The organism is Streptococcus halichoeri (assembly GCF_019774635.1).
Lineage (GTDB): Bacteria > Bacillota > Bacilli > Lactobacillales > Streptococcaceae > Streptococcus > Streptococcus halichoeri.
Genome location: NZ_CP081502.1, coordinates 1,894,196 through 1,909,676, shown reverse-complemented (window position 1 = coordinate 1,909,676; position 15,481 = coordinate 1,894,196). Strand labels below are relative to the sequence as shown.

The following is a 15,481-nucleotide window of genomic DNA, read 5'->3' as shown; positions in this document are numbered from 1 at the left end:
AAGCCAAAAAACGTTGACCAGACATAAAAATGAGCATTTAGCCCTAGAAGGTTAGATGCTCATTTGTGTTTTTGAGAAGTGAGTGGCGTTGATTAGTAAGCGAGATTTGATTCAGAACGGTGTTGCTATTTTGTCTCATATTGAAGAATTTATAATTGAATCTGTTCTCGGTAGGCCTTAGCTTTTTTGGTAATCTCTTCAAAATTACCTTGGGCTGCTAGTTGGTTAAAATCACCACCAATACCGATAGCCGTAGCACCAGCAGTCAGCCAGTCATTAGCACTGTTGAGATTAATACCGCCAGTTACCATAATCTCTACTTGAGGCAGCGGGGCCTTTATAGAAGTGAGAAAATTTTTGCCAAGAGTTCCTCCAGGAAAGAGCTTCACAATCTCACAGCCATGTTCTAATGCGGTTGTAATTTCGGTTATTGTCATGCAGCCAGGTAGGTATGGGATAGTGTAACGGTTACACATTGTTGCTGTTTCTACATTGAACGCTGGTGAGACAATAAATTTTGCTCCAGCAAAAATCGCTGCGCGTGCTGTTTCACTATCTAGAACTGTACCGGCACCAATGAGAATGGTTGGTTGATTTGCATAATAAGCATTTAAGCGTTCGATTACTTGACTAGCTTTATTGTTGGTATAAGCCACTTCAATAGCTGTTATGCCCCCCTCAATACAAGCTTTAGAAGCCTGGAAAGCCTCTTCCTCAGAGTTGCCACGCACTACAACAACAATTTTTTGTTGCCGAAGTTGTAAGAGTGTTTCAGATTTGGTCATTGCTTGTTCCTTTCTTATCTATCGACAAATGTCACTAACGTGATGGAGTACTTTGTGGACATTTTCGACTGATTCGAACATATTATCTCCTTCAATCGTGCATTTTAAGGTCCCGCTGGCCACAGCAAAGTTAACAATTTCTTGTGCGTTAGCCTGGTGTAAGAGCTGATATAGTGCTCCTGCGACAAAAGCATCTCCGCTGCCCACCCGTTGGAGAACTTTAGTTTTTAATTCGGGCGAAAGGGTTAGCTGCTCATCACGCCTTAGAAGGAAGGCTTGATAAACATTTCGATCATATGAATCGGTGATGCGCTGGGTATGAAATATTGCTTGGAAATTAAAGGTGTCCATAAGAGCGGACATTCGTTTTTCGATGTCTTGTCTTGTAGCTGCTTGACGATTAAAAAAGAATGTGTCTTGTTGATTAAGCATCAAAGGTTCAATGCCAAAGCAGATATCAGCATAGGAGGCAAAATCAGAAAAGACGCGCTTGGCCTTTTCAGGTGCTAATAAAAGACTGCGAAAATTGAGGTCTAAGGAGATTGTTAGGCCTCGTTTTTGAGCCTCTTCTAATAGAGAACGACTAATATCGCGGATGTCTTGTCCTAAAGAGAGAGTGATACCACTAAAGTGGACATGTGTCACTCCTTCAAAAAGTTCATCATATGAAACGGCACTTATTTGAAAATTGTGTAGACTGCTACAATGACGATCATAGATTACCTGAGCCTGTCGACAGCCAAAGGAGTTTTCGAGAAAATAAAGCCCTATTCGCTGCCCGGTGCGTTGAATATGTTGAGTGTCAATTTGGTTAGCTTGTAGAAATTGCAAGAAACTATCACCAAGTTGGTTGGCAGGTAGGGCACATAACATTTTTGTCCTCTGACCGAAGCCCTCAAGTGCTCTAGCAATATTCACTTCTGAACCACCATAAAAGAGTTGTGTAGGGATGGCATTTTCAAAATGATTTAAGGTTTGTGGACTAATGCGAATTAATGGTTCTCCAAAAAACAGGATTTTTGTCATAGCAGCTAGCGATCCTTTCTAGATACAGCTATTTATTTAAAACATTTGTTATATAGTCAGCTATCGCTTGATCTTGACAGTGAGCAAAGAATAATTCTTGGAAATGTTTACCTGACACAGTTTCTTTTAAGAAATCTTGGTCTAGCTCTTTTAAAATTGTTAGGAAATCTTTATAAGTAGTAGCCTTAATGGTATTTAAAATACCAGCATTACGTTGCTCTGGTATGGCACGTTCTTTTGGATAACCCCCTCCTTTTTCATCTTCAAACAGACGTTCCAACATGTAATGAAGATTGAGTTCAGCACCCCATCCAAAACCTTTAGCAAAAGGTAATGATAGAGCATTGCCGCCATTAACTTGGGAAAAAAGGTAGGCATCTACAGGATCTGCAGCAAATCCACAAATAACACCAGGAAAACTGTTACAAGAAAGCATTGCGCCGATACCGGTACCACATCCAGTGATTACAAAGTCGGCAGCTTTGCTATTTAGTAAAATGGCTGTTAATAATCCGTTTTGAACATAGGTGAGTTGACTTTCACCTTCTTCACCATACATGCCATAATTGAAAGCTTGAAATCCTTTTTTATCAGCGACTGCTTGTATTTCTTTAAAAATAAGACTATTTTTACTAGCTTGGCTATTTTCATTAATTAATGCAATTTTCATCTCTATATATCTCCTCTTATTCTGGTTGTTGACCAATGTAGGCAAGAATGCCGCCATCAACATATAAAATGTGTCCATTGATAAAATTTGAAGCGTCACTGGCTAAGAAGACGGCCGGAGCCCCAAGATCCTTAGCCTCACCCCAACGCTGTGCTGGGGTTTTAGAAATAATAAATTGGTCAAAGGGATGGCGTGAACCATCAGCTTGTATTTCGCGTAGCGGGGCAGTTTGTGGAGTGGCGATATAACCAGGCCCAATACCGTTACATTGGATATTGGCTGAGCCATATTCAGAAGCAATATTTTTTGTTAGCATTTTAAGGCCGCCTTTAGCTGCGGCATAAGCAGCCACAGTTTCACGGCCTAACTCACTCATCATAGAGCATATATTAATGATTTTTCCGTGCCCTTTTTCAATCATACCAGGGAGAACTGCTTTTGAAACGATAAAGGGAGCATTTAAGTCAATGTCAATAACTTGTCGGAATTCGGCAGCGCTCATTTCAAGCATCGGAGTACGTTTAATGATACCAGCATTATTGACCAAAATATCAATAACACCAACTTCGTCAGTGATTTGCTTAACCATAGCTTGAATACCATCTTCATCTGTCACATCACAGACATAACCATGTGCCACAATGTTAAGTTTTTTGTAAGCAGCAATTCCTTTATCCACAAGGTCTTGACGAATATCATTAAATACAATTGTTGCTCCAGCATAAGCAAAAGCTGTTGCAATGGAAAATCCGATACCATAGGATGCACCGGTGATTAAGGCAACTTTCCCTTTGAGGGAGAAGTTGTCGTTTAAAAAATGATCAGTCATTAAGCTGGCCTCCAGTTTATATTCCAGGTAGTAAACCCGTTCACATGGATAGTAACATAGTAAACCGGTTTTGTCAATGAGTGAATCATCCTTGTGTACATAGGATATTTTCAGCTTAGAAACTGGTAAAATAAGTCATACAGTTTAGATAACTAGAAAAGCGGTAAAAAGGGCTCTTTACAGCCCGTGAAGTTCTTGCGATGGGATTTTTTTCTATTAAAATATGGACGTATTGAAAGTCCGATAAGTAAACAAAAAGAAAAAAGTTTAAAAAACAGTTGACACTCACTTCTGTAAGCGCTATAATCATCCTATAGAAAGTAAACCGGTAAACTCATTGTTTAAAAAGGAGAAAGCATGGTTAAAATTATTGTGATGGCTCATGGCCATTTTTCAAGTGGGATTCTAAGTTCTTTAGAGTTAATTGCAGGTCAGCAAGAAAATGTAGTGGGAATTGATTTTTTAGCAGGGATGTCATCGCACGAGGTGAAAACTGCTTTGGTGAATGAATTAAAGACTACACAGGAGGCCTTGATTCTAACGGACTTGTTGGGGGGGACACCGTTTAATGTTGCTTCAACATACTCAATGGAGCAAACAGATAAAACACTTAAGGTTCTTGCTGGTTTAAATTTAGCTATGTTGATGGAAGCAGTATTTTCTAGAGCGTTGGGGATGAATCTTGAAATGTTAAGTGAGAAAGTCATAGCTTCATCACATAATGGTATTATTGACTTTGTATCTTGTCTATCAGTTCAAAATCAAGAACTTGAATTTGAAGGAGGAATTTGATGTCTTCTAGGATTAGAAAAGTTGCGATTGAAAAGATTGAATGTCCCGAACGTTTTTTGAATAATGCTTTATTAACAAGGGAAGAAGTTGAGAAAGCTATTGAACGTGCACTAAAGCAACTTTATCTTAATATGGGCTATTTTGATAACCGATTTCCAACACCGGCAACTTTTGATAATCACTATAAGGTAATGGATAATACGGAATGGACCAATGGTTTTTGGACGGGTTGCTTATGGTTAGCTTACGAATATACAGGAGATGTAGCGATCAAAGCCATGGCGCACAAGCAAGTTCTTTCATTTTTAGAGCGTGTGAATCAAAAAATAGAATTAGATCATCATGATTTAGGATTTTTGTATAGTCCGTCGTGTATGGCTGAATATCGTATAAATGGTAATGAACAAGCTTTAGATGCTGCCTTAAAAGCGGCTGATAAATTAATGGAACGGTATCAAGTAAAAGGGAAGTTCATTCAAGCTTGGGGAGAATTGGGGCAAAAAGACCATTACCGCCTTATTATTGACTGTTTATTAAATATTCAATTATTATTTTTTGCATCTGAACAAACTGGCGAGGTGAGGTATAAAGAGGCTGCAAGCAAACATTTTTACACTTCAGCTAATACAGTAATTCGTGAGGATGCATCGGCTTATCATACTTACTATTTCGATCCAGAAACAGGAGCACCTTTAAAAGGTGTGACACGCCAAGGATATAGTGATGATTCAGCTTGGGCACGTGGCCAAGCCTGGGGAGTTTATGGCATCCCACTTAGTTATCGAAAAATGCGAGATGATGACCAAATTGCTCTGTTTAAAGGAATGACAAATTACTTTTTGAACCGCTTACCTGCTGATAATGTTTCCTATTGGGATTTAATTTTTAATGATGACTCTGCACAGTCCCGTGATTCTTCTGCAACGGCGATAGCAATTTGTGGGATGCATGAAATGTTGAAATATTTGCCAGAGGTTGATGCTGATAAGGAAATCTATAAATATGCAATGCATACAATGCTTCGTAGCTTAATAGATAAGTATGCTAATACGGAGTATCAAGCAGGCCGCCCTCTTTTATTGCACGGTGTTTATTCATGGCATTCGGGCAAAGGTGTAGATGAAGGTAATATCTGGGGCGATTACTATTATTTAGAAGCTTTAATGCGTTTTTATAAAGACTGGGACTTATACTGGTAGTTCTTTGTGATGAACTGATTTTCATCTCAAAAAGGCACGTAATGGCCTGAAGTCAGGGTTAGTAAATAGGGTTTAATAAAGGTAGAAAATGAAGGAGGTCAGTGATGGCAGCAGAACCACATATTGTGATGACACGGATTGATGAACGCTTAATTCATGGACAAGGGCAGCTTTGGGTGAAATTTCTAAGTTGTAATACTGTAATTGTTGCTAATGATGCCGTTTCGCAAGATAATATTCAACAAAGTCTGATGAAGACAGTTGTTCCTGAGTCAGTAGCTCTGCGTTTTTTTTCCATACAAAAGGTCATTGAGATTATCCACAAAGCCAATCCAGCACAAACTATCTTTATTATCGTTAAAGATTTAGCAGATGCTTATCGCCTCGTGGTGGGTGGTGTTCCTATTAAGGAAATCAACATTGGTAATATCCATAATGCTTATGGCAAGACACAAATAACACGATCTATTTTTTTAGATCAAGCGGATAAGGATGTGATTCGTCGTCTCCATGAAAATTATGGCATTTACTTTAATATTAAAACAACACCAACGGGAAATGATGGTGCAGTAGAAGTTAATATTTTGGATTATATTTAATAAACTGGGGTAATTTAAAGGAGAGTGTTATGAGTATTACTATTATCCAAGCAGTACTTATTGGATTATGGACGGCCTTTTGTTTTAGCGGTATGCTGCTTGGTCTTTATACTAATAGGTGTATTGTTCTATCATTAGGCGTAGGGGTTATCTTGGGAGATATTCAGACAGCTTTAGCAGTTGGTGCTATCTCGGAATTGGCTTATATGGGATTTGGTGTAGGTGCTGGTGGTACGGTACCGCCCAATCCAATTGGACCTGGAATTTTTGGTACCTTGATGGCCATTACAACTGTTGCTAGTAAGGATAAGATTACACCAGAAGCAGCATTAGCCTTATCAACGCCAATTGCAGTGGGTATTCAGTTCTTACAAACAGCAACGTATACCGCATTTGCAGGAGCGCCTGAGGCCGCTAAAAAAGCGCTTAGAGTAGGGAATTTTCACAAATTTAGAATAGCAGCTAATGGGACGATTTGGGCATTTGCAGGACTTGGTTTCATTCTCGGGCTAATTGGTGCACTTTCAATGGAAACATTGACGAATTTATTTGCTTTAATTCCTCCGGTACTTTTGAACGGTTTAACGTTAGCAGGTAAGATGCTTCCGGCTATTGGTTTTGCAATGATTTTATCAGTTATGGCGAAAAAGGAACTTATTCCCTATATTTTGTTGGGTTATGTTTTAGCTGTTTACTTCGGTTTGCCGGTCTTAACACCAACATCAAATGGTGATGGCGTTTTAACCTCAGTTACAGCTAATAGTGTACTTGGCGTACCAACCATTGGTGTAGCTCTGATTGCTACCATCTTTGCTCTAATTGATATCTTTAGAAAACCAGCTGCCGCTGGAGCAAGACCACAACCTGAAGGAGACGAACAAGATGACTGGATCTAACAAACTTGTCAAAAGTGATTATACAAAGACAGCTTTACGTGCTTTTTTCTTGCAAAATGGCTTTAATTACAGTAACTATCAGGGCTTAGGCTATGCTAATGTTATTTTTCCTGCTTTGAAAAAGTATTATGGCGATGATAAAAAAGCTTTAGCTCAAGCAGTTGAAGATAATATTGAATTTTATAATACAAACCCTCATTTTCTCCCATTTATTACTAGCTTGCATTTGGCTATGATTGAAAACGAGCGGCCTGAAGAAGAGGTGCGGGGAATTAAGATGGCATTAATGGGACCATTGGCTGGAATTGGGGACTCTCTATCACAATTTTGTTTAGCGCCGCTTTTTTCCACAATTGCAGCATCCTTAGCTTCAGATGGTTTAGTTCTTGGGCCATTATTATTCTTTGTAGCGATGAATACTATATTAACAGCGATTAAACTAGTGACTGGTTATTATGGCTATAAATTGGGGACAAACTTTATTGAAAAGCTCAGTGAACAAATGACCATTATTTCACGTGCAGCTAATATTATTGGGGTAACTGTCATTTCAAGCTTAGCAGCAACTCAAGTGAAGCTTACTATTCCTTATACCTTTGCAGCAGGTAAAGTAACTAGTTCAGCTCAAAAGATTGTGACGGTTCAAGGTATGCTTGATAAAATTGCTCCTGCTTTATTGCCTGCACTTTATACCCTTTTAATGTTTTACCTCATTAAAAATAAAAAATGGACAACCTATAAATTAGTTATTCTTACGGTAATTATTGGAATTTTAGGCAGTTGGCTAGGTATATTAGCATAAAAAAAGGCGTCAAAGGGTTAGAGATTTTTCTAATCCTTTTTCGTTTAAATGGGAGAGAGTTATTATGAAGTCATCATTGTTAAGAAATCGACCACCATTCTTATTACAATTTGATCCCGATTATTGTAATAGTTATATTAAGAGACATCACAAAAGAGCTTATGAGCAACGTAAAAAAAGTGCCGATTTGCTGTTGAGTCATACGTTTATTTTTACTGATAACTGGGATATGGAACCTTGTAGTAAACCGATAAAATTAAAGTTTTTAGATTGGGAGCATTCCCCGACAACTGATCCTGAGTGGGCCTATATGCTTAATCGACAAACCTATCTTATGAATTTGCTCCTGGTAGGCATCGTTGAAAAGCAAACAAAATATCAAGAGCAAGCTCTCTTTTTTATCCGTGATTGGATTAATCAAGTTGAACGGTTAACTCCTAAAAGCCCAGCGACACGGACATTAGATACGGGTATTCGATGCTTGACATGGCTCAAATTTCTGCTTTATTTGGATCAATTTGCCAGCTTATCCTTAGCAGATGAGTCCTTAATTTTAAGTTCTGTACGCTCACAGCTGACCTACTTGCATGCTGCTTATCAGCCTAAATATAGTTTGAGTAATTGGGGTATTCCTCAGACAGTAGCCATATTGCTTTGGTCTCATTATTATGGCCAAGAGGTGGTTAGTCCTAGCTTGCGAGAATTTGCTGAAACAGAGTTGCAACAGCAGTTGAACTTACAAATTCTTGATGATGGCAGTCAATATGAGCAGTCAATAATGTATCATGTTGAAGTTTACAAAAATCTCCTGGAATTAGCCCATTTAATGCCTTCAAAGGCGGCTGAACTAACACCTGTTTTATTAAAAATGGCTAACTACATTGTTGCTATGACTGGTCCTGATCATCGACAAATTGCTCTTGGTGACAGTGATCGAACGGATACACGTGATATTCTAACCAGCTCAGCTATTTTTTTTGCATCCCCTTTCTTTAAAAGCAAGGCCTATGCACATGTGGACCTTGATTCTATTTTGTTGTTTGGTCGACCAGGAATAGAAAGATTTGAGACTTTAAAGGAGAAAGAATTAACCAATCAGCTGGCCTTTTTCCCATCTAGTGGACACGTTTGTTATAGGAATGCACGTTCTTACCTCTTTTTTAAAAGTGGGCCATTTGGTAGTTCACATAGTCATAGTGATCAAAATAGTTTTTGTCTGTATGACCAGGGACAAGCTCTCATTGTGGATCCTGGTCGTTACACGTATAAGGAAGAATCGCTGCGCTATCAGCTAAAAAGTCAAGAGTGTCATTCAACTTGCTTTTTAGTAGGAGAAGCAGCTAAGCACGTGCAAAGCTCCTGGACTTATAATTCCTATCCCAGAGCTCAACTCTTGCCACCAGTGTTAGAAGATAAGCTAGTCCTACTTGAGGGATATGTTATGGACAGCAATACGTGCAACCCTGTACTTCATCAGCGTCAAATTCTTTGCTTACCTGCAGGAAACACTGTTGTTTTTGATCGGGTTTATTGTCCTGGTAGGCACTGCTTGCAAACGCAATTTATTCTTGATAGCGAGGTTACATATCAGAAAGGGAAAATAAATAATTTACGTGTTTATAGTTTACAGCCCTTGCAGGTAGAAGAGATGCTTATTTCAAAGCGCTATAATCAACTGACACCTAGTAGTAAACTCGTTAAGCGTCAGCCATTTACTGATACCTTAACAGATGTCACGCTTTTTTTAGACCAAGATTGCCGTGTGAGAGAGCATCCCATTCTTCAAACCGGAAGTGAGTCACCACTAAAGAATGCATATGGTTTTGAACTTGAGGGCTCAAATTACCACTATTTTATAGCACTACTGGGAGCTGATATTATCCAGGGAGACAAACTCTATCATTTAGCGGCTTACAAATGTAAGGGACGAGTCGTTGTTTATGATAAAGTAAAGGGAATTTGTCATCGTTTAAAAAATTAATTGGACGGGTCTTTTTCCCCACCATCAAAGCATTCTATGGTATACTAAGAATAATCCTAACTATTTCTAAACCGATTAACTAAGAAGAAAATATACTGTAAGAAAGGAAAAGAGATTGTCCAAAAAAGTTACCATTTCTGACATTGCTCAATTATCACAGACTTCCAAGACCACGGTATCTTTTTATTTGAATCATAAATATGAGAAAATGTCAGAGGAGACACGTAGGCGCATTGAAAACGTTATCAAAGAAACAGGCTATAAACCAAGCACACTTGCTAGAAGTTTAAACTCCAAAAATACTCATTTGATCGGAGTACTAATCGGTGATATTACTAATACGTTTTCTAATCAAATCGTTAAAGGCATTGAAACGTTGACCAAAGAAAAAAATTACCAGGTCATTATTGGCAATAGTAATTATGATTCTAAAAATGAAGATCACTATATTGAAAATATGTTGAATCTTGGTGTAGATGGCTTTATTATCCAACCAACATCTAATTTTCGTAAATATTCGCGCATTATTGAAGAAAAGGAAAAGCACATGGTGTTCTTTGATAGTCAATTGTATGAGCACCGAACCAATTGGGTTAAAACAAATAATTATGATGCTGTTTATGATATGATTCAGTCTAGTATTGACAAAGGTTATACTGATTTTGTGATGATTACAGCGGATCCTAGCCTTTTGAGTACCCGTATAGAAAGGGCTTCTGGCTTTATAGATGCTCTGGAAGAGCAAAACTATACCTATGAAAAATTAATTATTGATCAAGAACAAACACAGATGGAAGAGATTGAGACTTTCTTAGATCAGCATATTAATCGTTCTCACAATACTCTAGTTTTTGTCCCCAATTGCTGGGCTTTACATATGGTATTTACAGCGATGAAAAAACTTCAATTAGCGATGCCTCAAACAGGGCTGGTTGGCTTTGACAATATTGAGTGGACTAATTTTTCTTCACCAACCGTTACCACTATTGTTCAGCCAGCTTACGAAGAAGGTAAAGAGGCGGCTGAGATTCTTATTAATGAAATTGAAGGGGCGCTCCACGAGGAAAAGCAGAAAATATTTGATTGTAAGATTGAATGGAAAGAATCAACACTATAAAAACAGTAAAGGCTCTCAATTTCCTGTAGAGGATGACTTATGTTTATAGCTTCCCCTATAGTTTATAGTTACTAAGAACTCAAGACTGCCAATAGCTGCTAGTGCTAGCAAAAATTTGCTAATGGTAAGCACTTTAATACCTTGAAGAGCCTGTCCTAGACTATTTGTGATTGTGGCTTAACTCTGAAATATTAGTTAGTCTAAAGACTAGACTTCCGTTATATTGATTTCTTTTAGTGTTTTTCATGCCTGGCTATTTCCCTTCAGCTGCTTAACTTTTTGACATAGTTGATGTTTAGCTAGAAAATTATAAGTGGTGCGTGTGATGTTAAATATGGCTATAAAGCACTTGCTTAATCGTAAGAGCTTATGATTTTCTTTTTTAAGCCATTTTTGAAAAAATGGAGCAGTTGACGCTGCACCTCAATAGTGAGACAGAAGAAAAACACTCTAAAAAACCAATTTCCTGAATTGAACAAGAGATTGGTTTTTTAAATGATATTGAATTCTAGTTTCATTATAAAATGTAATTGTTGCAATCTTTGTTATATTATTTTTGTGGTATTTTTTCTTTTGTGGGGGAAAGGTTTCAGTCTTTAGATGGAGTGAGATTCATTCGATACAGGCAATTTTGTTTCTAACGCATAAGCTTTTTGACCATAATAAAGCACTCCTGATTCTATTTTATTAGCATTTATCAGGAGTGCTTTTCTTCTGTCTCATTTTATGGATGTAACACCGTTTGCTCAGTTTTTTCTTTGGTTTGTGGTTGGTAAAAGACCAATTGATAATGATTTCCCTGACGCTGAATCTGGTACAGACCGGCTTTTTCTATCGTTAAGTTGTCTTCTACTGTTAAGGGAGCATGGTCATATTTGATGATACTCCAGAGTTTTTGCTCCTGGTCGTAGATGATTTGTTGTTGGGAGGTGTTGGTAATGATACGTATAGGCTGTTGTTTGATTGCTTCAAAAGCTGGTCGGCTTATATTGGGATAGAGTGTATAGGCATAGGTATCATCTGTCTTGGTATGCGTTTGGGTAATCGTAATATAAGTTTGCTTTTGTAGCTGCTGATTCGTATTAGTCTGATTAATTGTGGACCACTTACCGCTTTGTACAGCTTCTTGAATGGTTAGATTGGTTGGCTTATCAAATAAGTAGGCTAATTGACGTTTAGGATCGCTAGTTTCCAAAAAAATGGAGGAAACCTTATCTAGCTGATGTGGTGCTCCGTCAGATAGATTGATTACTTGACCATTAATGTAGACACGGTAAGGGCAGTTGGAATCAACTCTGCGTTGGTCAATTGTTGTCTGAGTCTGTAAATAATCTTGGTTTGTTTGAATGGCAGTGCCTAAAAAAACAATTTTATCATCTAATATAGCCCAGGCTTTTTTGGCGCTTAAACTTTGATTCCAGTTGGAGAATTGCATAGCAGCTAGGCCATTTTTAGTAGAAGAAGCAAGAGAACCAACAAAATCAGAAGGATTAACCACTTGTCCAGTTTCTTTTTGAGCATTCTGGTCCCTTTGGGTGAAACCTTTCATAATCTGAGTGGTAGCATCTTGCCGTGGTTGATTAGTTTCGGTTGTTCCGGGGAGTTTGTAGGGATTAACAGTTGGCCAAAAGTTGTCGCTATAGTGAGCGAGGTCATTATTATAGAGATAAAACATGCCATCACTGGTATACCAACCGCGAGTATTTTCGTTGTTCATAGCTTCATAATTTTGAGTTCGATCCGAGTAGAGAGATAGACCAAAACCAAAATCCTTTTCGGAGTTATAATAGACCAACTTGTCCATACTATTATAGGTTTTGAGATAGGTTTTTGACTTGACTTTGGGCAGGTTAGTATCGCCTTTTAGTTTCTCAACAGCTGCAATATCTATGTAAGATTTAAGGTTCTTATTGGTATCGTAGTAAGTATCAGCTGCAATGATGTTTTTAATTTGGGCCTTTAGAACTTGATTACGCGTGCTTTGATCCATGTTAGCTATTCGTAATAAGGCTCTGAGAACTTCGACACTAGCAGCATGTGTTGAGCTAGCTTCACGGCTAATGGAGCGTCCTCTGGTCATATCCATTAACTGTCCTTTAATGATTATTGGCAAGAAAGACTGATCGATCCATTGGTAAATATGATTGATTTGATTGGGGGTGAAGGGGGTATCCGTTTTTTGAATGATAGGCAGTAATTGTGCTAAGCCATCAATTAAGACATTCCCATAGGCTCCAGTGTAAGCTATATGTGTATGGTCAATGTAAGAACCATCAGTATAAAAGCCATTGCCGTTAGTGACTGTTTGAAAGAGTTTTCCTAAAGATGCTGTGGTTTCTTTGACAATAGTGGCATCTTTACGAATCAAACCTGTCAATACCTTAACACGCCCCATATCCACTAGATTACCTCCTAAAGCTGGAAATGGGTTTACCAAAGTCATTCGAAAGTAGTTAGAATTAGGAACAAAGTGCTCAATAGTATCTGTTAGGGTCATCATTTCGGATTGTGAGAAATAAGAATTAAGAAGGGTTAGGCTGCCTAGCAGTGCACGTGGTACACCTATCTCATAATCCCACCAGTTAGCTCCGCCTTCAATATCTTGATTGCTATTGTAGACATTCAAATTCAACCAGGCTAGGCCTTCACGAACCACTCGAATAGCCTGTTCATTCTGGTAGTAAACAGAACCTGGCGTAGTAATCTGCTTAGCTATTTCTTCTAAACGACGGTAAGTAGCGGTTATCTGATCTGATTTAGTATAATCGCTTAAGTCTGACCACAAGGCTGTTCGCCCACTTGCTTGATTGAATGTGGTCATTGCTTTGGTTACATTAGTCTCCAATTGGTTAAACAAGCGGCGCATGTCGCGATTTTGATGATTATAGTAGTTATTGCCTAAGGTCATAGTATTCCAATCTTCAATGAGTTGTGAATACTTGTCAGAGGCGCTAGGGAGAATAGTAAGGGGAATAGTTGTTATTTGTTGTCTTTTTTGATCAGTGACAGTGACAGTTGCCTGGCCTTCTTTTAGGGGGTGAAGCATTCCTCCTTTTATTTGGGCAATACTGGTATCATCAATTTGATAATGATAGTCAGTGATAGGAAATACATACTGTTTATCTAAGGTTTCTTGCAGACTGGTTGGTAAGACAGGTGTCACTGGCTTGAAGTGTTCGAGATGTTTAGTGCCACAATCTGTCATAGAAATATTCTGGAAGATTGCTTTTCCGGTTCCTGATTCAAAGTAAAGTTCTAGGGTGACTTTCGAAACATTGTTTTTGGGTTTGTAGAGTTTGTGCAAAGAATGATGACTGCTGTTTCCCATTGTCATTGGAGAAAGCCAAATGCGTTTCTTTTTTGGGTCACTATTATTATCCTCAATGATACGAACAAAAGCCTGTCCGGTGCGATCCTTAGTGGTAATGTCAAAAGAGACATCATATTGGTGATTAGGGTTAATGTTGACTTGTTGTGTTACTGCCCCTCGTAAGCCCACGGAACTTTCAATAATCAATTCTCCATTAGCAGTTACCCTAAAAATAGGATGAGGGTCTTGACTCTGCTTGGAGTCTACATAGGCTGACCAAGCACTAGGAGCTTGTGGTTCAGACCAATGAGATTTAGGAGGTGATACAGTTTTTTGAGAAAAATCTCCATTTATAAGCACATTAGAGTGTTCTGTAATTTCAGTATTATTTTTGTTATGCTCAGCTTCAAGAGTTAGAGAAATAGGAGCTTTCTCACTAAGATTCTGGTTAGTTGGTGAAGAAGGGCTCGACTTAGCTGTTTTTTCTTGATGCGACTCAGATAGCGTTTGAGGCGCTGGTATTGGCTCAGGCGTCAGGTTCACAGGAGAGGAGCTTATTTCCACTGTTAAATAATTCTTGGCCGCTACCGCTGGAAGAGGAGACAATCTAAGCTGCTGTAAGGAGTTTTTGGCTTCTAACTGTTGTGATGCATCTGTCTCTAAGACGCTGGCATGACTCACTTGGGGTGCCCAAAGTACACTCACTACCAAAAGGAGTAAGATATACAAGAAATAAGATTTTTTTAAAGAATAAAATGACATGGCAATACCTCCATATGGTAAACCGGTTTAATAAAATTGTAGCACACCTAGACAATAATGTAAAGCGCTATCATCGTGTGCACCTTAGCTAGTTACTAACAAAGTTCTTTGAAAATTAGAAGAGCTAAATCTTAGCACCAACTAGCTATCGCGAACAATTTTTTTGGCTTTGAGTTGAAAAAGTGATGAATGAAGTCACCATTAATGGGGGAGTCTGATATTGTCGAAGATCTTCACAACGACTATAGCAATATTGAATGGACCTTTACAGAAATGGTATTGAACCCCTTATTTGTGATTCCGTGGTTGATTATTCCTCCAATTTGTGCAACCATTGCTTATTTAGCAACGCAAGCTGGGATAATACCTCCTGTTTATCTGGCTGTTCCTTGGATCACACCTCCAGGACTCTATGCTTTTTTGGCAACGGGTAATAATCTAATGGCTGGCTTAGTAGCACTTTTGAATGTCTTTATTGCTTTTCTTATCTGGACACCATTTGTTATCTCAGCTAATCGGGCCACATTACTTGATTAGGTTGTACCAAAGACTAGATTTGGGGTTAAGCTAATTCTTCTCACAGCATCATAAAAACTGCAGGCATAGTCGATTAAAAAACGTGCTGTCCTGCAGTTTTGTAATTCTAGTTGGCTTTTGTAGGCTGCTAGTGAATGGCCTGAGTTATCGTCTATCAGTCAAGGCATAAGCTAAGC

General features: G+C 38.4%; 12 protein-coding genes and 1 pseudogene. 8 read left to right on the top strand and 5 right to left on the bottom strand.

The features are described from left to right. Positions 1-149: 149 nt before the first annotated feature. From K5J94_RS08880 to K5J94_RS08865, 4 genes are read right to left on the bottom strand one after another with little or no spacing between them, the layout of a single operon-like run. Positions 150-785 (bottom strand): bifunctional 4-hydroxy-2-oxoglutarate aldolase/2-dehydro-3-deoxy-phosphogluconate aldolase, encoded by a 636-nt coding sequence (locus K5J94_RS08880; protein ID WP_159543525.1) that lies wholly within the window; start codon positions 783-785, stop codon positions 150-152. A gap of 18 nt (positions 786-803) precedes the next feature. Next, positions 804-1,811, bottom strand: coding sequence for a sugar kinase (locus K5J94_RS08875; RefSeq protein WP_159543527.1), 1,008 nt, complete (start codon positions 1,809-1,811; stop codon positions 804-806). A gap of 28 nt (positions 1,812-1,839) precedes the next feature. Continuing rightward, positions 1,840-2,481: an RpiB/LacA/LacB family sugar-phosphate isomerase gene (locus tag K5J94_RS08870; RefSeq protein WP_159564364.1), complete on the bottom strand. Its 642-nt coding sequence runs from the start codon at positions 2,479-2,481 to the stop codon at positions 1,840-1,842. Positions 2,482-2,497: 16 nt separating this feature from the next. After that, entirely contained in the window at positions 2,498-3,310 is an 813-nt protein-coding gene (locus K5J94_RS08865) for a gluconate 5-dehydrogenase (RefSeq protein WP_221912978.1), read from the bottom strand. A 357-nt stretch (positions 3,311-3,667) separates the two neighbouring features. Here K5J94_RS08865 and K5J94_RS08860 point away from each other — a divergent pair, with 357 nt between their 5' ends. From K5J94_RS08860 to K5J94_RS08830, 7 genes are all read left to right on the top strand, one after another. Then, entirely contained in the window at positions 3,668-4,102 is a 435-nt protein-coding gene (locus K5J94_RS08860; protein WP_159548875.1) for a PTS sugar transporter subunit IIA, read from the top strand. Beyond that, positions 4,102-5,301: a glycoside hydrolase family 88 protein gene (locus K5J94_RS08855; protein ID WP_221912976.1), complete on the top strand. Its 1,200-nt coding sequence runs from the start codon at positions 4,102-4,104 to the stop codon at positions 5,299-5,301. Before K5J94_RS08860 ends, K5J94_RS08855 begins: the two co-directional genes overlap by 1 nt. 104 nt (positions 5,302-5,405) lie before the next feature. Then, on the top strand, positions 5,406-5,900 hold the full coding sequence (locus K5J94_RS08850) for a PTS sugar transporter subunit IIB (RefSeq protein ID WP_221912974.1): 495 nt from the start codon (positions 5,406-5,408) through the stop codon (positions 5,898-5,900). Positions 5,901-5,929: 29 nt separating this feature from the next. Beyond that, positions 5,930-6,796 carry a PTS mannose/fructose/sorbose/N-acetylgalactosamine transporter subunit IIC gene (locus K5J94_RS08845; protein ID WP_159548869.1) on the top strand — a complete coding sequence of 289 codons (867 nt, stop codon included), beginning with the start codon at positions 5,930-5,932 and terminating at the stop codon, positions 6,794-6,796. Then, positions 6,783-7,598, top strand: a complete 816-nt coding sequence (locus tag K5J94_RS08840; protein ID WP_159543541.1) for a PTS system mannose/fructose/sorbose family transporter subunit IID — start codon at positions 6,783-6,785, stop codon at positions 7,596-7,598. The genes K5J94_RS08845 and K5J94_RS08840 overlap by 14 nt, the downstream gene beginning before the upstream one ends. Before the next feature lie 64 nt (positions 7,599-7,662). Beyond that, positions 7,663-9,579, top strand: a complete 1,917-nt coding sequence (locus K5J94_RS08835; protein WP_159564368.1) for a heparinase II/III domain-containing protein — start codon at positions 7,663-7,665, stop codon at positions 9,577-9,579. Between the two features lie 115 nt (positions 9,580-9,694). Next, complete coding sequence (locus tag K5J94_RS08830; protein WP_159564370.1) at positions 9,695-10,696, top strand: LacI family DNA-binding transcriptional regulator; 1,002 nt, start codon at positions 9,695-9,697, stop codon at positions 10,694-10,696. 724 nt (positions 10,697-11,420) lie between these two features. Here the strand turns inward: K5J94_RS08830 and K5J94_RS08825 are convergent. Then, complete coding sequence (locus tag K5J94_RS08825; protein WP_221912972.1) at positions 11,421-14,768, bottom strand: polysaccharide lyase 8 family protein; 3,348 nt, start codon at positions 14,766-14,768, stop codon at positions 11,421-11,423. Positions 14,769-15,041: 273 nt separating this feature from the next. Here K5J94_RS08825 and K5J94_RS08820 point away from each other — a divergent pair. Then, positions 15,042-15,305 (top strand): annotated as a pseudogene (locus K5J94_RS08820) (PTS sugar transporter subunit IIC); the annotation flags it as partial. Positions 15,306-15,481: the final 176 nt, after the last annotated feature.